The organism is Rhizobium sp. BK049 (assembly GCF_014193135.1).
Classification (GTDB): domain Bacteria; phylum Pseudomonadota; class Alphaproteobacteria; order Rhizobiales; family Rhizobiaceae; genus Rhizobium.
Genome location: NZ_JACHYV010000003.1, coordinates 120,352 through 139,062, shown reverse-complemented (window position 1 = coordinate 139,062; position 18,711 = coordinate 120,352). Strand labels below are relative to the sequence as shown.

The following is an 18,711-nucleotide window of genomic DNA, read 5'->3' as shown; positions in this document are numbered from 1 at the left end:
ATGCCAAGCGCCGTCTTCGAAATCCCCGCCGCCGAGCCTGACCTCGCCGCCGCCCATTATGCCGCTAAGCTCGCCTTCGAGACCGATTGTTCGGATGTCCGCGCCGCTTTCGCAGCTGGAAAGGTCGATTTCGTTCTTCTCGATGTGCGCTCGCCGGCACTGTTTGCGCAGTCCCATGTGCCGGGCGCGATTAACCTGCCGCACGGCAAGATGACCGCACATCGCATGTCGGAATGGGCAAGAAACACGCTCTTCGTCGTCTATTGCGCTGGTCCGCATTGCAACGGCGCCGACAAGGCGGCCTTTCGCCTTGCCAAGCTCGGCCTCAGAGCCAAGCTGATGATCGGCGGCATGACCGGTTGGGCCGATGAGGGTTTTGCCTTCGAAACCGAAACCATCGCTGCCGAATAACAGAAGGCTCCCCTCCACGATGCGCAGGGAGCCTCATGTCTCAAAACTCAATGACGATCTTGCCAAAGGGGCCTCGATAGAGATGATCGAGGGCCTGCGGCAGCTCTTCGAAGCCATAACGCCTGTCGATAGCAGGCTTCAGCCCGGTCTGGTCGACGGCGCGCACCAGATCCTCCAGTGCCCTGCGGTGACCGACCGTAATTCCCTGCAGGACGGGCGCCTTGAGAAGCAGTGGCGCCACCGGCGCCGAGATCTCAAAACCCTCGAGGACGCCGATCACCGAAATGCGGCCGTTAATCGCCACAGCCTTCAGCGCTTGGCCGAGATGTGGTCCGCCGACGATTTCGAGCACGTGGTCGGCGCCGTAATCGCCGGTCAGTTGATGGAACTGCGCCACCCAGTCGCCCTCGTGCCGGTTGATCAGATGATCGGCGCCGAGCGCCAGCGCCCGGTCGAGCTTTTCGCTACTGCCTGACGTGATGAAGACCTCGGCGCCATGCGCCTTGGCGATCTGCAGGCCGAAGAGCGCGACGCCGCCGGTTCCCTGCACCAGCACCTTGTCGCCAGCCTTGAGCTTGCCGCATTCGATCAGCGCGAACCATGCCGTCAGTCCGGCGCAGGGCAGCGTGCTCGCTTCAGCGGCATCGAGCGTTTTCGGCGCATGCGTGAACCACTCCTCGGAAAACACGGTGTGTTCGGTCAGCACGCCCGGATGGAAGCCGCCGCGCGTCTGGTAGGGTAGATTACGCGCGTTGCCCGGGCCGCGTCCATCGATCCAATCCGGGGAAAAGGTGGAGATAACTCGATCTCCGGGTTTGAAGCGTGTGACATCCGGCCCGACGGCCTCAACCACGCCTGCCATGTCCGAAGCCGGGACAAAGGGAAACTGCAGCGGCAGTCCCATGCCGCTTTCGAGCACAAGCCTATCGCGGAAATTGAGGGAGACCGCCTGCGTCCGCACCCGGATCGTCCTGCCAGACACGTCGGGAATTCTCGCTTCACCGATCTTCAGATTGGCCTCCGGCCCAACGGCATCGGTTTGCCACTGCTTTGTCGTCTGCATCTCCTGCTCCTTCTCGATTGGAGGAGCAGCAGGTATATCGTTGAATATTCATCGCCTGTTGCGATATTATGTCGTCGAACTGGTGCCATAAAGGAAACAAAGATGGAGCAATTGAAGGGGATTTCGATCTTCGTCCAGACGGTCGAAGCCGGCGGTTTCTCCGCCGCCGCCGAACGGCTTCACCTCACCCGCTCGGCAGTCAGCAAGACGATCGCAAGGCTCGAACAGCGACTCGACGTCCGGCTCTTCAACCGCACGACCCGGACCCAGAGCCTGACCGACGAGGGCCGGTTCTTCTATGAGCGCTGCCTGAAAGCCATCGAGGAAATCCGGATCGGCGAGGCCCAACTTGAATCGGGCAGGCGCGAGGTCCGCGGCAGGCTGAGGGTATCGATGCCGGCGCTGTTTGGACGTCATTGCGCCGCTCCGATCCTGACCCGCCTGCTCGACGACCACCCCGATCTCGAATTGGACTTATCCTTCAGCGATCGGGTCGTCGATCTCCTAGAGGACGGCTTCGACCTTGCCGTCCGCAACGGTCCGCTGAAGGACAATCCCGACCTGATGGCGCGAACGATCGCCCGGCAGTCCATGACGGTCTGCGCCTCGCCCGCTTATCTCGAAAACTATGGCGTCCCGCAAACGCTCGACGATCTCGCCCGCCATCATGGTATCGTCTATCGCAGGGGTGATAATGACAAGGCCTGGACCTTCCCGGCTCCGTCCGGCCCCCCACGCGAAGTTCTGCCGAAATCTCGGTTGCGGATCGATGATCTCGCCTCGATCGCAGACGCCGCGGTTGAAGGCCGCGGGCTTGCCTGGCTGACCTGCTGGCTGGTGCGGGACAAGGTCCTCTCAGGTGAACTCGTGCGGGTTCTGACTGATACGCCATCCACCATATTTGAAGCCTATGCCGTCTGGCCGCGATCGCCGGTGATGCTGCCGAAAGTGCGTCTTGCCATCGATAGGCTGGCCGCGGAACTGCCGGCGGTCATGAGCTGAAAAAGCATCTTCTCAGGAGATCGAGCTGTTAGCCACCCTCCGGCCGCAGCCCGCCAATAAAGAGTTGCTCCAGAAACCGCGCGGCATCCTCGAAGCGCCCTTCGCCGGAATGTTCCTGCCCCAGCACCGCGCGCACCTGGACGTCGAAATCCGCATAGTGCTGGGTCGTCGACCAGATCGAGAAGATCAGGTGGTAGGGATCGCATTCAACGATCTTGCCAGATTTCGTCCAGGCGCGGATGACCTCCGCCTTCTCGTCTACCAGTTGCTTCAGCGGCCCCTTCAATTCGTCCTCGATATGCGGTGCGCCCTGCAGCACCTCATTGGCGAACAGCCGGCTCTCGCGCGGAAAATCGCGCGCCATCTCCAGCTTGCGCCTGATGTAGCTGCGGATTTCTTCTTCCGGATTGCCCTCGGCGTCGAAGGCCCGCAGCGGCTCCAGCCAGGTATAGAGGACCCGGTCGATCAGAGCCCGGTGCATCGCTTCCTTGGTGCGGAAATAATAGAGAAGATTGGGTTTCGACATGCCCGCGACTTCGGCGATCTGGTCGATCGTCGAACCGCGAAAGCCGCGTGCCGAAAACACGTCGAGCGCCGCCTCCAGAATCTGCTCTTCCTTCTCCTCCTGGATTCGCGTTCGCCTCTGGGTCTTCGCTGCTCTCGGAATAGCCATCGGCTATTGTTTCCCCTTGATATTCAACTTCTTCCCTCAAGTTTCGGCAGAGGCGACCCCTGGCGCTTTCTTGAGCAACTGCCCGCATTTTTATCGGCAAATTTCGTGATTTTCGTCTTGAGCCCCGCGGTGGAAGTTGTAATGTTTACCAATCGGTCAAATATCCGCCAGATGAAAAACAAAGGCAACTGGCGATTTTCCGGCGCTCGACAAAACCAACAACAGGCGCGGGAAAGGACCACGGGAACAGGCGGGCATGCCCCTTGCATGACTGCCGCAAACAGGTGAGGGCTTGAAGAATGGTGGCAGCACCAGGCGAGAACATGCGCATCAATGGCGACCGTCTCTGGGACAGTCTCATGGACATGGCGAAGATCGGCCCAGGAATCGCCGGCGGCAACAACCGCCAGACGCTGACGGATTCGGATGCCGAGGGCCGCAGCCTTTTCAAGACATGGTGCGACGAGGCGGGCCTGACCATGGGTGTCGACCGCATGGGCACGATGTTCGCCACCCGCCCCGGCACTGATCCCGACGCCCTGCCGGTCTATGTCGGCTCGCATCTCGACACCCAACCAACCGGCGGCAAATATGATGGCGTGCTTGGCGTGCTCTCGGCCCTCGAAATCGTGCGCACGATGAACGACCTCGGCATCATGACGAAGCACCCCATCGTCGTCACCAACTGGACGAACGAGGAAGGCGCACGCTTCGCCCCTGCCATGCTGGCGTCGGGCGTCTTCGCCGGCGTGCACAGCCTGGACTTCGCATATAACCGCAGGGATCCAGAGGGCAATCTGTTTGGCGACGAGTTGAAGCGCATCGGCTGGGTCGGCGACGAAGAGGTCGGCGCCCGCAAGATGCACGCCTATTTCGAATATCATATCGAGCAGGGTCCGATCCTCGAAGCCGAGGAAAAGCAGATCGGCGTCGTCACCCACTGTCAGGGCCTGTGGTGGCTGGAATTTACGCTGACCGGCAAGGAGGCCCATACCGGCTCGACGCCGATGAACATGCGCGTCAATGCCGGTCTTGCCATGTCGCGCATCCTGGAAATGGTCCAGGCTGTCGCGATGAGCGAGCAGCCGGGCGCCGTCGGCGGCGTCGGCCAAGTCTTCTTCTCGCCGAATTCCCGCAACGTGCTGCCGGGCAAAGTGGTCTTCACTGTCGACATCCGCTCGCCCGACAAGGCCAAGCTCGATCGCATGCGGGCAAAGATCGAGGCTGAGGCGCCTGGCATCTGTAACGCGCTGGGCGTCGGCTGTTCCATCGAGGCGATCGGCCATTTCGCACCGGTCACCTTCGACGAAAAGCTCGTCACCTCGGTTCGCTCCGCCGCCGAACGGCTCGGTTACAGCCACATGAACATTATCTCCGGCGCCGGCCACGACGCTTGCTGGGCCGCCAAGGTCGCGCCTGCCACCATGGTCATGTGCCCCTGCGTCGGCGGGCTCAGCCACAACGAGGCGGAAGAAATCTCCAAGGAATGGGCGACGGCCGGAGCCGATGTGCTGTTCCATGCGGTGGTCGAGACGGCGGAGATCGTGGTGTGATGGCATCCGACTTGCCAACGACGTATCTCGACTATGCCGATGCCTTCAAGTTCGGAATTCAGCGAACTGCCGACGACCTCGCATGGGCCACCTCCAATGTGGCGCCAATGACTGAAGGACCGTGGGGCGACGTCCCTAGCGCGCAGATCTATTACGTTGGCGTCAACGCTGCAGGCGAGCGGATTAGGCTTCCGCAAATATCCAGCTTTTGGCGGTATAAACCTTCCGGGGTCCAACTGGCCAATTCGGATGACCCCGACACAAATGGGGCCCATCGAACCCATTATATCTATGGACATGGGCCTGGTGTCGTTCGAATCGAACTCGGCCCTTCCATGCCCGGCATTTTGATCGAACGTCTCAACGGCAGCCATCCCGTACAGTCAACTGGGCTGATCGATGGCAAGGATTTCTACTTTCGCGAAAGCGATGGTTTTTGGTCATTGTCCGTCGGCGGTACTGACGTCGTTGACCAGCCCGACTGGTATTACGGGGAAGAACATGACACGCCAGCTGAGCTGAGTGAGGAAGCCATCTACAGCCTAATCGCCAAGGGTGCAGCGCTCCTGCGAAGTGGTACGCCCACGATGGCAGTTGAGCAGTAACAGCTAGGAAAAAGGAACAGCAGCCATGACCACAGTCATCAAGAACGGCACCATCGTCACGGCCGACCTCACCTACAAGGCTGACGTCAAGATCGATGGCGGCAGGATCGTCGAGATTGGCCCGAACCTCTCGGGCGACGAAACGCTCGACGCCTCCGGCTGTTTTGTCATGCCGGGCGGCATCGACCCGCACACTCATCTCGAAATGCCCTTCATGGGCACCTATTCCTCCGATGATTTCGAGAGCGGCACGCGCGCGGCGCTTTCCGGCGGCACGACCATGGTCGTCGATTTCGCCCTTCCCGCCCCTGGCCAGTCGCTGCTCGAAGCGCTGACCATGTGGGACAACAAATCCACCCGCGCCAATTGCGACTATTCCTTCCACATGGCGGTCACCTGGTGGAGCGAGCAGGTCTTCAAGGAGATGGAGACCATCGTCCGCGACAAGGGCATCAACACCTTCAAGCACTTCATGGCCTATAAGGGCGCGCTGATGGTCGATGACGACGAGATGTTCGCCTCGTTCCAGCGCTGCGCCGAGCTCGGCGCGCTGCCGCTGGTGCATGCCGAAAACGGCGATGTCGTCGCCTCGATGTCGGCAAAGCTGCTCGCCGAGGGCAATAACGGCCCCGAGGCGCATGCCTATTCCCGGCCGGCTGAAGTCGAGGGTGAGGCCACCAATCGCGCCATCATGATCGCCGACATGGCCGGCTGCCCTGTTTACATCGTCCACACCTCCTGCGAACAGGCGCACGAGGCGATCCGCCGGGCCCGCTCCAAGGGCATGCGCGTCTACGGCGAACCGCTGATCCAGCACCTGACGCTCGACGAGAGCGAATATTCCAATCCGGACTGGGATCATGCCGCCCGCCGCGTCATGTCGCCGCCTTTCCGCAGCAAGCAGCATCAGGATAGCCTCTGGGCGGGGCTCGCCTCCGGTTCGCTGCAGGTGGTCGCGACCGACCACTGCGCTTTCACCACGGCGCAGAAACGTTTCGGCGTCGGCGACTTCACCAAGATCCCGAATGGCACAGGCGGCCTCGAAGACCGCCTGCCGATGCTCTGGACGCATGGTGTCAACACCGGCCGGCTGACGATGAACGAGTTCGTCGCCGTCACCTCGACCAACATCGCCAAGATTCTCAACATCTATCCGAAGAAGGGCGCGATCCTCGTCGGCGCCGATGCCGATATCGTCGTCTGGGACCCGAACCGTTCGAAGGTCATCTCGTCCAAGACCCAGCAGTCGGCGATCGACTACAACGTCTTCGAGGGCAAGGAAGTGACTGGCCTGCCGCGCTACACGCTGACGCGCGGGGTCGTCGCAATCGAGGAAAGTACGATCAAGACCCGCGAGGGCCACGGCGAGTTCGTCAGGCGCGAACCGGTGACAGCCGTCAGCAAGGCGCTGTCCACCTGGAAGGAGATCACCTCTCCGCGCAAAGTGGAACGCGGTGGCATCCCGGCGACCGGCGTATGACGATGGAGCATAGCGATACGGCCATCAACCGGGGAACGACGCCTTCATGCGGATGACTTCACGCCGGCACCAGCGCGTCCAGTTCCGGCAAAAGCACGACGCTTTCCTGCTCGTGGGGATCGGTGCGCGCAATGACCGCCGTGCAGGGCGTGCTGCTGAGGTTCGCAGGCATATGCGGCACGCCGGCCGGGATGTAGAACAGTTCGCCGGCATGGGTGATGACGTGATGCTCCAGCCGGTCGCCGTACCAGGTATGAGCCTCGCCGGAGAGCACGTAGATCGCCGTCTCATGCGCCTCGTGCAGGTGCGCCTTGGCACGCACGCCGGGCGGGATCGTCAGGAGGTGCATGCAGATGCCCGTGGCGCCGACAGTCTCGGCCGCTATCCCTTCGAAATAGCTGAGCCCCTGCTTGCCGTCATAGGCGTGCTTGGGACGAACGATGTGGCAGGTGGGTTTTGATGTCGCGTCCATTTTCTTCCTCCAAGAATTGCGCCGCCGGCAAAGCCGGCAGCGATGGTAACATGCAAACCGCCGTCAAGCGGGGAAAACAAGATCGGTCGCATTGATGCAAGCACCCTCCGTCGTATCCGCCAAGGACCTCTGTCTCACCTACCAGGCGAATGACGGCCCGGTGCGGGCGCTGAGCGATGTCAATCTCGATGTCCGCAAGGGCGATTTCGTCTCTTTCATCGGCCCGTCCGGCTGCGGCAAGACGACTTTCCTCCGCGTCATCGCCGATCTCGAAAGGAGCACCTCGGGCGAAATCTCGATCAACGGCATGACGCCGGCGGAGGCGCGCAAAGCCCGCGCCTACGGCTACGTCTTTCAGGCGCCGGCGCTCTATCCCTGGCGCACCATCGAGAACAACATTGCCTTGCCCTTGGAGATCATGGGCTACCGCGGCGCCGATCGGACGAGGCGCATCGCCGAGGCGCTCGACCTCGTCGGTCTTTCCGGCTTCGAGAAGAAATTCCCCTGGCAGCTTTCCGGCGGCATGCAGCAACGCGCCTCAATCGCCCGCGCGCTCGCCTTCGACGCCGACCTGCTATTGATGGACGAGCCCTTCGGCGCGCTTGACGAGATCGTCCGCGACCATCTGAACGAAGAGCTGCTGAAACTCTGGGCCCGCACCAACAAGACGATCTGCTTCGTCACCCACTCCATCCCCGAGGCGGTCTACCTCTCGACCAAGATCGTGGTGATGTCGCCGCGCCCCGGCCGCGTCACCGACGTGATCGACTCCACGCTTCCGGCCGAACGCCCGCTCGACATCCGCGACACGCCGGAGTTCCTGGAAATCGCCCACCGCGTCCGCGAGGGGCTGAGGACGGGGCATAGCCATGAGGTTTAGGCCGTTGCATTCTTGGGCCACCCCCCTCTGCCCTGCCGGGCATCTCCCCCACAAAGGGGGACATCGATATGCCGAGCCGGCCTCCCCAAACAACGAAGGCCCCCTAGCCCAGCATGGCAGCATTGGGGAACGACCCGCCATCTCCTTGCCGATCTCCTCCCTTGTGGGGGAGATGCCCGGCAGGGCAGAGGGGGGTAACAGCCCACGCGGTGCCGATATATGGGGGCTATCCCTGTGAAATCCGACACATTCAAGGACAAGATCGTCCCCGTCACCACCATCCTGCTCGCCCTCGTCGCCATCTGGTATGTCGCCGCCATTCTCATGAATGCGCCGTTCCAGCGTGACATGGATAGCCGCGCCGGCGTCACGCCGACCACGATGGAATTCATCGGCAAGACGCTGGCGCAGCCGAAGCCGATCCTGCCGGCACCGCATCAGGTGGCTGAGAATGTCTATGAGAACACTTTCCTGCGCAGCCTTTCGAGCAGCCGCAGCCTCGTCTATCACAGCTGGGTAACGCTCTCCTCCACCCTGCTCGGCTTCGGTTTCGGCATGCTGCTCGGCATTCTTCTCGCCGTGCTGATCGTGCATAACCGCGCCATGGACCGCTCGCTGATGCCTTGGCTCGTAGCCAGCCAAACAATCCCGATCCTCGCTATCGCGCCGATGATCGTCATCATCTCCTACAACGTGCTGACCGGCGACAATGCGCTGGCGCATCTGCTGAATCTCGATTCCGACGCCTCCCGCCTCGTCTCCAAGGCGCTGATCTCCACCTACCTCTCCTTCTTTCCGGTCGCCGTCGGCATGGTGAAGGGGCTGCGGTCACCCGAACTCCTCTATCTCGACCTCATGCGCACCTATAACGCCAGTCCGATGCAGACCTTTTGGAAACTGCGCGTCCCTGCCTCGATCCCCTTTCTCTTCACTTCTATGAAGGTCGCGATCGCCGCAAGCCTCGTCGGCGCCATCGTCGGCGAATTGCCGACGGGCGCCGTTGCCGGCATTGGTTCGAAGCTGCTCGCCGGCTCCTATTACAGCCAGACGATCGATATCTGGGCAGCGCTGGTCGCCGGCTCGCTGCTTGCAGGCGTTCTGGTAGCGATTGTCGGCCTTGCGGCGAAGATCGTCGACCGCGCCATGGGCGGGAGGCCGGCATGAGACGTCTGAGCTTCTCCTGGCAAGGCGCGGCCGCTCTTCTTTTCTGCATCGCGGCGCTGGCTGCCTTACCGCTTCTGGCCGAGGGCGCGGCCCGTCCTTTAACCGATGGCACCGCAAGCCTGATCTTCATCGTCATCGCCGCGGCCGCTCTCCTGTCCTTTGCACCGCAACCGCCGGCCTATCGCGCCACCGTGCTGTTCATCGGCGCCCATGGCGCCGCCTGGCTGCTGATTGCAGCGGTTTCCGACAACGAGGGCACGGCAACGCGGGCTTACTTCCTGCTGCTCTTCGCCGCGTGGCTGCTCGCCTGGCGATGCGTCACGGAGCTTTCGAAAGTGCCGCCTGCCGCCGCCTTCGGTGCATCGGTGCTCGAACTGCTGATTCCGGCGATTTTCGGCGCCTGGATTCTCATCCTCTGGGAGGCGATCACGCGCGGTGCCGGCGTCCCCTTCATCCTGTTGCCGCCGCCTAGCGCCATCGGCGCCCGCATCATGGCCTCTCTGCCCATCCTCGGCGACGACGTCAGGCAGACGATCTTCAAGGCGGTGCTGATCGGTTATATCGTCGGCTGCCTCAGCGGCTTCGTCGTCGCGGTGCTGGCCGACCGCATCGCCTTCCTGCGCCGCGGCCTGCTGCCGATCGGCAACATGGTGTCGGCTCTGCCGATCATCGGCATCGCTCCGGTCATGGTCATGTGGTTCGGCTTCGACTGGCCGTCGAAAGCCGCCGTCGTCATCATCATGACCTTCTTCCCAATGCTGGTGAACACCGTGGCAGGCCTTTCCGCCTCCGGCAGCATGGAGCGCGACCTGATGCGCACCTACGCATCGAGCGACTGGCAGACGTTGCTCAAGCTCAAGCTTCCGGCGGCGATGCCCTTCATTTTCAACGCACTGAAGATCAACTCGACGCTGGCTCTGATTGGTGCCATCGTTGCGGAATTCTTCGGGACGCCGATCGTCGGCATGGGCTTCCGCATCTCGACCGAGATCGGCCGCATGAATGTCGACATGGTCTGGGCGGAAATCGCCGTCGCGGCGCTGGCCGGCTCGATCTTCTATGGCATCATCGCCCTGACCGAACGGGCGGTGACGTTCTGGCATCCGTCTATCCGTGGTGGCTAGGCGCGCGCGGGCCTCGCAAATTGGGTCCGGGCATAACTTCAGAGGGTAAGGACAAGAAAATGAAAAAATTGATGGTTGCAATGATGGCGAGCGCCATGTCGCTTGCAGCGGCCCATGCAATGGCCGCCGACAAGGTGGTTCTGCAGCTGAAATGGGTCACACAAAGCCAGTTCGCCGGTTATTACGTCGCCCAGGAGAAGGGTTTCTACAAGGAAGAGGGCCTCGACGTCGACATCAAGCCGGGTGGTCCCGATATCGCGCCTGAGCAGGTGATCGCCGGTGGCGGCGCCGATGTCATCGTCGACTGGATGGGCGGCGCGTTGGTTGCCCGCGAAAAGGGCGTTCCGCTGGTCAACATCGCCCAGCCATATCAGAAGTCCGGCCTGGAAATGATCTGCCGTAAGGACGGCCCGGTCAAGACCGAGGCCGACTTCAAGGGCCATACGCTCGGCGTCTGGTTCTTCGGCAACGAATACCCCTTCTTCGCTTGGATGAACAAGCTGGGTCTTTCCACCGAAGGCGGCCCGAACGGCGTCACCGTGCTGAAGCAGAGCTTCGACGTACAGCCGCTCGTCCAGAAGCAGGCCGATTGCATCTCCGTCATGACCTACAACGAATACTGGCAGGCGATCGATGCCGGCTTCAAGCCGGAGGAACTGACGGTCTTCAACTATACGCAAATGGGCAATGACCTTCTCGAGGACGGCCTCTACGCCATGGAAGACAAGCTGAAGGACCCGGCGTTCAAGGAGAAGATGGTCAAGTTCGTCCGCGCCTCGATGAAGGGCTGGAAATATGCGACCGAGAACCCCGATGAAGCCGCCGAGATCGTCGTGGACAACGGCGGCCAGGACGAGAACCACCAGAAGCGTATGATGGGCGAAGTTGCCAAGCTGGTCGGCGACGGCTCCGGCAAGCTGGACGAAGCGCTCTATGCCCGCACGGCGAAGGCTCTGCTCGACCAGAAGATCATCAACAAGGAGCCCTCGGGGGCCTGGACACACGAGATCACAGACGCCGCATCCAAGTAAATACGGCAGGAAGTAAAGCGAACGCGCGGAGAAAATTTCCGCGCGTTTCTCATTTTTGGGATGACACGAAAAAAAGCGTCGCTGATGTCGCATTTTTCCGGCGTCAAACGTCATTAGGGGAGAAGCGGGATCAATGATCGTCATGTTCGCATAACTCTGCGATGATTGATTCAGGTTATGATGGTAATTATTATCGGCTCATGGGGAATTGTTTTCTGCCGGGCTTGCATATCGAGCAAATCGATACCAACTAGAAGCCGATTTGCCGGCGAGGGATGAAGACGGCAACTGACGTGTGGATACCCCTGAGAATGCAGGAAAGGCAGTGGCCTGGTCGCGAGCTCAATGGCAGACGCGCGAATTCGGCTAACCTTATGACGAGATTGGACGAAAACGCATGGCACGCAAGCCGACTGGAATTTTAGGCGCATCCACCCTTTTTGCAGCGGCGCTGGCTGCATCCGCAGCCTTTTCGCAGGAAGCGCCGGTCGCAAAGCCGCAGCAGAACCTGCCGGCGATCGTCGTCACCACCGCCGTCAATCGCACTCTTGTAGACCGTGTCATCGGCACCGGAACGGTCAAGCCGGTCGAGGAAGTCTATATCCAGCCGCAGGTCGAAGGCCTTTCGATCCGCACGCTGAAAGCCGATGTCGGCGACAAGGTCCAGGCTGAAAGCACGCTGGCAACGCTCAATGACGACGCCCTGGTCCTGGAGAAAAGCCAGATGATGGCGACGAAGGCCAAAGGCGAGGCAAGCCTTGCCCAACTGCGCGCCCAGCTCATCGAAGCGCAGGCCAATGCCGAACAGGCAAGGCAGCAGCAGGCCCGCGCCCAGGAAATGGGCAAGAAAGGCACGGTTTCTACAGCCCAGGTCGAGCAGGCCGATGCGACCGCCGCTGCCGCCAACGCCCGAGTCGTCTCCGCCGAGCAGGCGATCGAGGTCGCCGAAGCCGATCTGAAGGTCTTCGACAGCCAGATCGCAGACGCCGATCTGAAGCTCGCCCGCACCGATGTGAAGACGCCGGTTGCCGGTGTGGTTTCGGCTAAGAACGCCAAGGTTGGCGCGATCGCCGCCGGCAACGGCGATCCGCTATTCACCATCATCCGCAACGGCGATATCGAGCTCGTCGCCGAAGTCGCCGAAAGCGATATTGTCAGGATTGTGGCCGGCCAGAAGACAACCATTTCCCTTTCCGGCAGCCGCGAAAAGCTTTCCGGTGCCGTGCGCCTGGTTTCACCCACCGTCGATTCCGTGACCCGCCTCGGCCTCGTCCATATCTCCATCGACGATGACAGCAAGGCGCGTTCCGGCATGTATGGCAGCGCCGAGATCATCGTCCGTGAAACCGAGGGTGTATCGCTTCCCTTGACTGCGGTGCTCACCGGCAACGACGGCTCCTCCGCCCGCAAGGTCGAGGACGGCGTGGTGAAATTCGCTAAGATCGAGACCGGCATCCAGGACGGCGCCTATGTCGAGATCGTCAATGGATTGAAGAGCGGCGACGAGGTCGTCGCCAAGGCGGGCGCCTATGTTCGCGACGGCGACCACATCACGCCGGTGCGTGAACAGCCCTCGGCTTCCAACTAAAGAGACCATCCGATGAATTTTTCAGCCTGGTCCATTCGAAATCCCATCGCACCGCTGCTGGCCTTCTGCCTGCTGATCCTCATCGGCATTCAGTCTTTCAACACGCTGCCGATCACGCGTTTCCCGAATATCGACGTACCGCTGGTCTCGATCAGCGTTACGCAAAGCGGCGCGTCGCCGGCCGAGCTCGAAATGCAGGTGACGAAGGAGATCGAAGACGCGATCGCCTCCATCACCGGCATCGACGAAATCCAGTCGACGGTGACCGACGGCAGCTCGCAGACCAACGTCATGTTCCGGATGGAAGTGCCGACCGAACAGGCCGTGCAGGACGTCAAGGACGCGATCGACCGCATCCGCAGCGATCTTCCGGCGACGGCCGAGGCACCGATCGTTACAAAGGTTGACGTCGAGGGCCAGGCGATCCAGACCTTCGCCGTGTCATCACCCGACCTGTCGCTGGAAGAACTGTCCTGGTTCGTCGACGATACGATCAAGCGAGCGCTGCAGGGCCAGGCCGGCATCGGCCGCGTCGACCGTTATGGCGGCGCGGAACGCGAAGTGCGCATAGAACTCGCGCCCGGCAAGCTCGATGCTTACGGCATCACAGCTGCAAGCGTGAACGATCAGCTGCGCGGCACCAATGTCGATCTCGGCTCCGGTCGCGGCCAGGTGGCGGGCAGCGAACAGGCAATCCGCGTTCTTGGCGACGCCCGCAATGTCGCCGAACTTGCAGACACGACGATTGCGCTGCCGAGCGGCCGTTTCGTCAAGCTGTCCGATCTCGGCGTCATCAAGGACACCTATGAGGAGCCAAAATCCTTTTCGCGCTTCAACGATACGCCCGTCGTTACCTTCGGCGTCTTCCGCTCGAAGGGCGCCAGTGAGGTCAGCGTCGCCGAGACGGTCGCGCAGAGCCTCGACAAGGTGCGAAGCGAAAATCCGAACGTGAAGATCGAGATGATCGACGATTCGGTCTATTTCACCTACGGCAACTATGAAGCCGCCATCCACACGCTGCTCGAAGGCGCCCTGCTCGCCGTCATTGTCGTGCTGCTGTTCCTCAGGAACTGGCGCGCGACGCTGATCTCGGCCATCGCGCTCCCGCTCTCTGCGATCCCGACCTTCTGGGTCATGGACATGATGGGCTTCTCGCTGAACCTCGTCAGCTTCCTGGCGCTGACGCTCGCGACAGGTATCCTGGTCGACGACGCGATCGTGGAAATCGAGAACATTGCCCGCCATATCAAGATGGGCAAGACGCCCTATCGGGCGGCGATCGAGGCGGCGGATGAAATCGGTCTCGCCGTCATCGCCACCACCTTCACCATCATCGCGGTCTTCGTGCCAGTTTCCTTCATGCCGGGCATTCCGGGCCAGTACTTCATCCAGTTCGGCCTGACCGTCGCATTCTCCGTCTTTTTCTCGCTGCTGGTGGCACGCCTCATCACCCCGATGATGGCCGCCTATCTGATGCGCGCCGAAGACGGTGTCGACGACCATCACGACAATGACGGTCTGCTGATGAAGGGTTATACGCGCCTGATCCGCGCCACGACCGGGCACAAATATTCGCGATATCTGACGCTGCTTGCGGCGATCGGTTTCCTCGTCGGCTCGGTTATGCTGCTGATGAAGGTTCCAGGCAGTTTCCTGCCGCCCGAAGATGCCTCGCGCATCGTTCTCTCTGTTGAACTGCCGCCCAATGCGCGGCTCGACGACACCGAGAAGACGACGAAGGCGATCTATGACAGGGTCAAGGACCTCAACGGCGTCGAAAGCGTCTTCGTCCTCGGCGGGGCATCGCCAAAGGGCGATCTCGAACTGCGCCGTGCGACCATTACGCTGGCGCTCCACAAGCTCGACCAGTCGCTGGTCAAGAAGGTGGTCAACGACGTGCTCGGCCATATCCCGGTCATCGGCCCGATGCTGCCGAAGGTGGAAGTCCACGGCCGCGAGCGCCCGCAATGGGATATTGAAAAGGAAGTCTTCGCCAAGCTGCGCGATATTCCCGATGTCCATATCCTGAAGCTTAACGACCGCGGCGAACGCGACCTCTCCTTCAACTTCCTCTCCAAAAACGAGAAGGACCTGAACGAAGCCGTCGGCATTCTGGAATCCAAGTTGCGTGCCGACCCGCTGCTCGCCAATGTCAGCGCCGACGGCGCCCTGCCGCGTCCGGAACTGCAGGTCTATCCCCGCAAGGACGAGGCGGCGCGTCTCGGCATCACGCCGCAGCAGATCTCCGAGACGATCCGCGTCGCCACCATCGGCGATGTCGATGCGGCCCTCGCCAAGATCTCGCTCGACGATCGCCAGATCCCGATCCGCGTCCAGGCGGCCCTTGACATGCGCCGCGACCTTGCCGCCATCCGGGCGCTGAAGATCCAGACCGCCAGCGGCGGCACCGTTCCGCTCTCGAGCGTCGCGAATATCGACTATTCGGAAGGCGTAAGCTCGATCAAGCGCAACAACCGTAACCGGGTCGTCTCTATCGGTTCCGACCTGCCGCAGGGTGTAGCGCTCGACACCGCCTCGGCCCGTTTCCGCGAGATCGTCAAGGCGGCCAACATTCCGGCCACGGTACACCTCGCGGAAAGCGGCGACACCAAGGTGCAGACCGAGATGCAGCAGAGCTTCGTCAACGCCATGTTGATGGGCCTCATGTTGGTACTGACCGTGCTGATCCTGCTCTTCAAGGATGTGATCCAGCCCTTCACCATCCTGTTCTCGCTGCCGCTCGCGATCGGCGGCGTCGCGGCGGGCCTGATCATCACCAACAATCCGCTGTCCATGCCTGTCATGATCGGCATTCTGATGCTGATGGGCATCGTCACCAAGAATGCCATCCTGCTCGTCGATTTTGCAATCGAGATGCGCCATCAGGGCATGTCCCGTGTTGAAGCCATGGTCGAGGCCGGCCGCAAACGCGCCCGGCCGATCATCATGACTTCGATTGCCATGTCGGCAGGCATGCTGCCGTCGGCGCTCGGCGTCGGCGAAGGCGGCTCGTTCCGCGCGCCGATGGCAATCGCCGTGATCGGCGGCATCATCGTCTCGACGGTGCTGTCGCTCGTCGTCGTTCCCTCCTTCTTCCTCATCATGGACGATCTGTCCCGCCTGCTCGGCTGGATATTTGGACGCCTGGTCGGCAGGAAGGATGAGGAAGACCTGCCGCTCTCGCGCGAGGATCTTACCCGCGTGACCCGCGAGAACCGCAGCGATATCGATGCGCTGGACGAGCGCCTGACCGCGATCGAAAAGCCGGAAAGCAAGCGCAAGGGCGCCAACGACACCAATGTGCTCCGCCTGCCGCCGTTTGCGGCGGAGTGAGCAAAGCCTCAGGAAACGAGACGGGCCGGGAGCGACCTCCCGCTCGTCGGGCTGCTGACAAACCGCATGCAAAACCCCCGACGTCATCCTCGGCCTTCTGCCGAGGATCTATGCCGGCCCAATTAAATACCTGGAAATAAAGGTTTACCCATCAAATAATCGCGGTGGTTAGATGCTCGGCACGAGCCCGAGCATGGCGGAAGAGACGTTGTCAACAAACTACGGACCGGAGCGATCTCCCGGCCCGTTTTTGTTTCGCCACCCTCGCCGCCATCCGCCAGATGCGGCGGGCTTGTCCCTCAGAGCCCGCCCTGCTCTCTCAAGAAACTAACGATCGAGCTGACGCCATCGCCACGCTTCATATCGGAGAAGACGAAGGGGCGTGAGGCGCGCATGCGCGTCGCATCCCGCTCCATCACCTCAAGATCGGCGCCGACATGGGGTGCCAGATCCTTCTTGTTGATGACGAGCAGGTCGGAGCGGGTGATACCGGGCCCGCCCTTGCGCGGGATTTCCTCCCCTTGGCAGACCGAGATGACATAGATGGTGATATCGGCGAGGTCCGGCGAAAAGGTCGCCGCCAGATTGTCGCCGCCTGACTCGATGAAGACGACATCGAGATTGGGGATCCGCTCGTTAAGGCTCGCGATCGCCTGAAGATTGATCGTCGCATCCTCGCGGATGGCGGTATGCGGGCAGCCGCCCGTCTCGACGCCGACGATGCGATCGGAAGGCAATGCCTGCATGCGCACCAGCGCCTCGGCATCCTCGGTCGTATAGATGTCGTTGGTGACGACGGCGACGGAATAGTCGTCCCGCATCGCCTTGCAGAGCTTTTCCGTCAGCGCCGTCTTGCCCGACCCGACCGGCCCGCCGATGCCGACGCGCAGAGGTCCGTTTCTTGATTTCATATGGCGTACTCCAATAGGATTCCGATGATAGCGACGCCGCCGGCATGCGCCACCGTCAAATGACGCAGTTGCGGGATAATTTGGTAGTTACGAGCGGAAAAGCCTGATCGTCTGGGTTTCGTGGCGCAGGCTGGCGATATCGGCCTGCACCGTCGCCGAACCGAGATCGTCGAGGGTTGAGACTGCCGCCCGCCGCGCGATCCCCGCAATCTGCTCTTCAAGCCCGGCAAGTATGGCAACGCCATCCTTTTGCCCGGCGACGCCGAGACGGATACCTGCTGAAACCGTCTGTGAGGCATAGGCATGCAGGAACACCGCGAGCACCTTCTCAGGCCTTATAGCATGGGCGCCCGCAACCGCTCCGACCGCAATGGGATAGGCGGTCTTGCCAGGCAGTCTTTCGAAGACCTCGTCCGGCCAGGCTCGCGCCGCCAAGAGGAACGCCTCGCCGAGCAGCATCGTTTCCTTATGGCGCTCACGCGATCCGGCAAGCGCTTCGGCAAGCGCAGCGATTTCGGCAAGGCCCGTAGCCTCGGCCTGGCGCCTGTGGCTCTCCGCCAGAAGCACTGCATCGTTCCAGGCCGAACCATGGCCGATCAGCGTGCCGATCCAGTCCGCAAGCGAGGCCGCGTCGGTCACGAGCCCATCGGCTACCGCCCGCTCCAACCCGCCTGAATAGGCGAAACTGCCGATCGGAAAGGCCGGTGAAAGCCATGCCATCAGGCGCAACAATGCCTGCAATTCACGATCTTCGCTCATCGAGCCTCAATCGTGTTTGTGGCCGTGATGCCCGTGCCCATGACCATGGTGGTGATCATGGTCGCAGGTGTGATCATGTTTGTGGTCATGGCCATGCGCGTGATCATGGTCATGACCAGCGTTGTGATTGTGCCCGTGGTCATGATGCGCATGCGCCTGGTCATGCGAATGTCCGCCATGTGAATGATAGGCCCCGCGCGCAGGCTGGAAGGGCTCTTCGATATCGAGCACGGTGGCGCCGAGCCCCTGCAGCATGGTTCGGATGACATGATCGCGCAGGATGACGATGCGGTCTTCCTCGATCTGGGCGGCGAGATGACGGTTGCCGAGATGCCAGGCAAGCTCGACCAGATGCGTGCGGTCGCGTCCGCGAATCTCGAAGAGCTTCTCGTCGGCGGCAAGGATCTCGATCAGTTCGCCGTCTTCGCGCACAAGCAGGTCGCCATTGGCGAAGAGCACCGGATCCTTGAGGTCGAGCATGACCATCTCGCCATTCTCCAGATGCAGGAGCTTGCGGCGCAAATGCCGCAGATCATGCGGCAGCTTGACCTGGGCGGTCGGATGGGAGGAAGGGGTTCCGGCGGGAAGATAGGAGGTGACGCGCTGCATGATATGTCCGTTTTGATGAGACCACGACCATGCAAAATAGCCCTTCCCGATGC

General features: G+C 61.6%; 17 protein-coding genes. 11 read left to right on the top strand and 6 right to left on the bottom strand.

Going from position 1 to position 18,711, the window contains the following annotated elements; translation table 11 throughout:
• Nucleotides 1-411, top strand: a complete 411-nt coding sequence (locus tag FHT70_RS04240) for a rhodanese-like domain-containing protein (RefSeq protein WP_183699138.1) — start codon at nt 1-3, stop codon at nt 409-411.
• A gap of 40 nt (nt 412-451) precedes the next feature.
• Here the strand turns inward: FHT70_RS04240 and FHT70_RS04235 are convergent, their stop codons facing one another.
• Nucleotides 452-1,474: an NAD(P)-dependent alcohol dehydrogenase gene (locus FHT70_RS04235; RefSeq protein WP_183699136.1), complete on the bottom strand. Its 1,023-nt coding sequence runs from the start codon at nt 1,472-1,474 to the stop codon at nt 452-454.
• 102 nt (nt 1,475-1,576) lie between these two features.
• Here FHT70_RS04235 and FHT70_RS04230 point away from each other — a divergent pair, with 102 nt between their 5' ends.
• On the top strand, nt 1,577-2,476 hold the full coding sequence (locus tag FHT70_RS04230; RefSeq protein WP_183699134.1) for a LysR family transcriptional regulator: 900 nt from the start codon (nt 1,577-1,579) through the stop codon (nt 2,474-2,476).
• A 28-nt stretch (nt 2,477-2,504) separates the two neighbouring features.
• Here FHT70_RS04230 and FHT70_RS04225 read toward each other — a convergent pair whose 3' ends face one another.
• Entirely contained in the window at nt 2,505-3,149 is a 645-nt protein-coding gene (locus FHT70_RS04225) for a TetR family transcriptional regulator C-terminal domain-containing protein (protein WP_085779165.1), read from the bottom strand.
• A gap of 299 nt (nt 3,150-3,448) precedes the next feature.
• On the opposite strand from FHT70_RS04225, the gene FHT70_RS04220 reads away from it, so the two are divergent.
• From FHT70_RS04220 to hydA, 3 genes are read left to right on the top strand one after another with little or no spacing between them, the layout of a single operon-like run.
• Nucleotides 3,449-4,702 (top strand): Zn-dependent hydrolase, encoded by a 1,254-nt coding sequence (locus tag FHT70_RS04220; RefSeq protein ID WP_183699132.1) that lies wholly within the window; start codon nt 3,449-3,451, stop codon nt 4,700-4,702.
• On the top strand, nt 4,702-5,307 hold the full coding sequence (locus FHT70_RS04215; RefSeq protein ID WP_183699130.1) for a hypothetical protein: 606 nt from the start codon (nt 4,702-4,704) through the stop codon (nt 5,305-5,307). The genes FHT70_RS04220 and FHT70_RS04215 overlap by 1 nt, the downstream gene beginning before the upstream one ends.
• A 25-nt stretch (nt 5,308-5,332) precedes the next feature.
• A complete protein-coding gene (gene hydA / locus FHT70_RS04210) occupies nt 5,333-6,787 on the top strand; it encodes a dihydropyrimidinase (RefSeq protein ID WP_183699128.1) in 1,455 nt (484 codons plus the stop codon).
• A 58-nt stretch (nt 6,788-6,845) separates the two neighbouring features.
• Here the strand turns inward: hydA and FHT70_RS04205 are convergent, their stop codons facing one another.
• A complete protein-coding gene (locus FHT70_RS04205) occupies nt 6,846-7,259 on the bottom strand; it encodes a cupin domain-containing protein (protein WP_011426527.1) in 414 nt (137 codons plus the stop codon).
• 94 nt (nt 7,260-7,353) lie between these two features.
• Here FHT70_RS04205 and FHT70_RS04200 point away from each other — a divergent pair, with 94 nt between their 5' ends.
• From FHT70_RS04200 to FHT70_RS04175, 6 genes are all read left to right on the top strand, one after another.
• The gene (locus tag FHT70_RS04200) at nt 7,354-8,139 is read left to right on the top strand and encodes an ABC transporter ATP-binding protein (RefSeq protein ID WP_085779168.1); all 786 of its coding nucleotides are present in this window, start codon (nt 7,354-7,356) and stop codon (nt 8,137-8,139) included.
• 234 nt (nt 8,140-8,373) lie between these two features.
• On the top strand, nt 8,374-9,303 hold the full coding sequence (locus FHT70_RS04195) for an ABC transporter permease (RefSeq protein ID WP_097600742.1): 930 nt from the start codon (nt 8,374-8,376) through the stop codon (nt 9,301-9,303).
• Nucleotides 9,300-10,427: an ABC transporter permease gene (locus FHT70_RS04190; RefSeq protein WP_183699126.1), complete on the top strand. Its 1,128-nt coding sequence runs from the start codon at nt 9,300-9,302 to the stop codon at nt 10,425-10,427. The genes FHT70_RS04195 and FHT70_RS04190 overlap by 4 nt, the downstream gene beginning before the upstream one ends.
• Before the next feature lie 59 nt (nt 10,428-10,486).
• Complete coding sequence (locus FHT70_RS04185) at nt 10,487-11,458, top strand: ABC transporter substrate-binding protein (RefSeq protein WP_085779170.1); 972 nt, start codon at nt 10,487-10,489, stop codon at nt 11,456-11,458.
• A gap of 397 nt (nt 11,459-11,855) precedes the next feature.
• On the top strand, nt 11,856-13,046 hold the full coding sequence (locus tag FHT70_RS04180; RefSeq protein ID WP_183699124.1) for an efflux RND transporter periplasmic adaptor subunit: 1,191 nt from the start codon (nt 11,856-11,858) through the stop codon (nt 13,044-13,046).
• Between the two features lie 12 nt (nt 13,047-13,058).
• Nucleotides 13,059-16,379 (top strand): efflux RND transporter permease subunit, encoded by a 3,321-nt coding sequence (locus FHT70_RS04175; protein ID WP_085779172.1) that lies wholly within the window; start codon nt 13,059-13,061, stop codon nt 16,377-16,379.
• A gap of 299 nt (nt 16,380-16,678) precedes the next feature.
• On the opposite strand, the gene ureG is transcribed toward FHT70_RS04175, so the two are convergent.
• The 3 genes from ureG to ureE form a co-directional block, all read right to left on the bottom strand.
• A complete protein-coding gene (gene ureG, locus FHT70_RS04170) occupies nt 16,679-17,290 on the bottom strand; it encodes an urease accessory protein UreG (RefSeq protein WP_097600658.1) in 612 nt (203 codons plus the stop codon).
• 87 nt (nt 17,291-17,377) lie between these two features.
• Nucleotides 17,378-18,049, bottom strand: a complete 672-nt coding sequence (locus FHT70_RS04165; protein WP_183699122.1) for an urease accessory protein UreF — start codon at nt 18,047-18,049, stop codon at nt 17,378-17,380.
• A 6-nt stretch (nt 18,050-18,055) separates the two neighbouring features.
• On the bottom strand, nt 18,056-18,658 hold the full coding sequence (gene ureE / locus FHT70_RS04160) for an urease accessory protein UreE (RefSeq protein WP_097600660.1): 603 nt from the start codon (nt 18,656-18,658) through the stop codon (nt 18,056-18,058).
• Between the last annotated feature and the right edge of the window lie 53 nt (nt 18,659-18,711).

What these genes read in the sequence shown, in the direction of transcription:
- FHT70_RS04225 (WP_085779165.1), bottom strand. Translation starts at nt 3,149, where the DNA reads ATGGCTATTCCGAGAGCAGCGAAGACCCAGAGGCGAACGCGAATCCAG.
- ureE (WP_097600660.1), bottom strand. Translation starts at nt 18,658, where the DNA reads ATGCAGCGCGTCACCTCCTATCTTCCCGCCGGAACCCCTTCCTCCCAT.
- FHT70_RS04190 (WP_183699126.1), top strand. Translation starts at nt 9,300, where the DNA reads ATGAGACGTCTGAGCTTCTCCTGGCAAGGCGCGGCCGCTCTTCTTTTC.
- FHT70_RS04165 (WP_183699122.1), bottom strand. Translation starts at nt 18,049, where the DNA reads ATGAGCGAAGATCGTGAATTGCAGGCATTGTTGCGCCTGATGGCATGG.
- hydA (WP_183699128.1), top strand. Translation starts at nt 5,333, where the DNA reads ATGACCACAGTCATCAAGAACGGCACCATCGTCACGGCCGACCTCACC.
- FHT70_RS04230 (WP_183699134.1), top strand. Translation starts at nt 1,577, where the DNA reads ATGGAGCAATTGAAGGGGATTTCGATCTTCGTCCAGACGGTCGAAGCC.
- FHT70_RS04200 (WP_085779168.1), top strand. Translation starts at nt 7,354, where the DNA reads ATGCAAGCACCCTCCGTCGTATCCGCCAAGGACCTCTGTCTCACCTAC.
- FHT70_RS04215 (WP_183699130.1), top strand. Translation starts at nt 4,702, where the DNA reads ATGGCATCCGACTTGCCAACGACGTATCTCGACTATGCCGATGCCTTC.
- FHT70_RS04220 (WP_183699132.1), top strand. Translation starts at nt 3,449, where the DNA reads ATGGTGGCAGCACCAGGCGAGAACATGCGCATCAATGGCGACCGTCTC.
- ureG (WP_097600658.1), bottom strand. Translation starts at nt 17,290, where the DNA reads ATGAAATCAAGAAACGGACCTCTGCGCGTCGGCATCGGCGGGCCGGTC.
- FHT70_RS04185 (WP_085779170.1), top strand. Translation starts at nt 10,487, where the DNA reads ATGAAAAAATTGATGGTTGCAATGATGGCGAGCGCCATGTCGCTTGCA.
- FHT70_RS04240 (WP_183699138.1), top strand. Translation starts at nt 1, where the DNA reads ATGCCAAGCGCCGTCTTCGAAATCCCCGCCGCCGAGCCTGACCTCGCC.
- FHT70_RS04235 (WP_183699136.1), bottom strand. Translation starts at nt 1,474, where the DNA reads ATGCAGACGACAAAGCAGTGGCAAACCGATGCCGTTGGGCCGGAGGCC.
- FHT70_RS04175 (WP_085779172.1), top strand. Translation starts at nt 13,059, where the DNA reads ATGAATTTTTCAGCCTGGTCCATTCGAAATCCCATCGCACCGCTGCTG.
- FHT70_RS04205 (WP_011426527.1), bottom strand. Translation starts at nt 7,259, where the DNA reads ATGGACGCGACATCAAAACCCACCTGCCACATCGTTCGTCCCAAGCAC.
- FHT70_RS04180 (WP_183699124.1), top strand. Translation starts at nt 11,856, where the DNA reads ATGGCACGCAAGCCGACTGGAATTTTAGGCGCATCCACCCTTTTTGCA.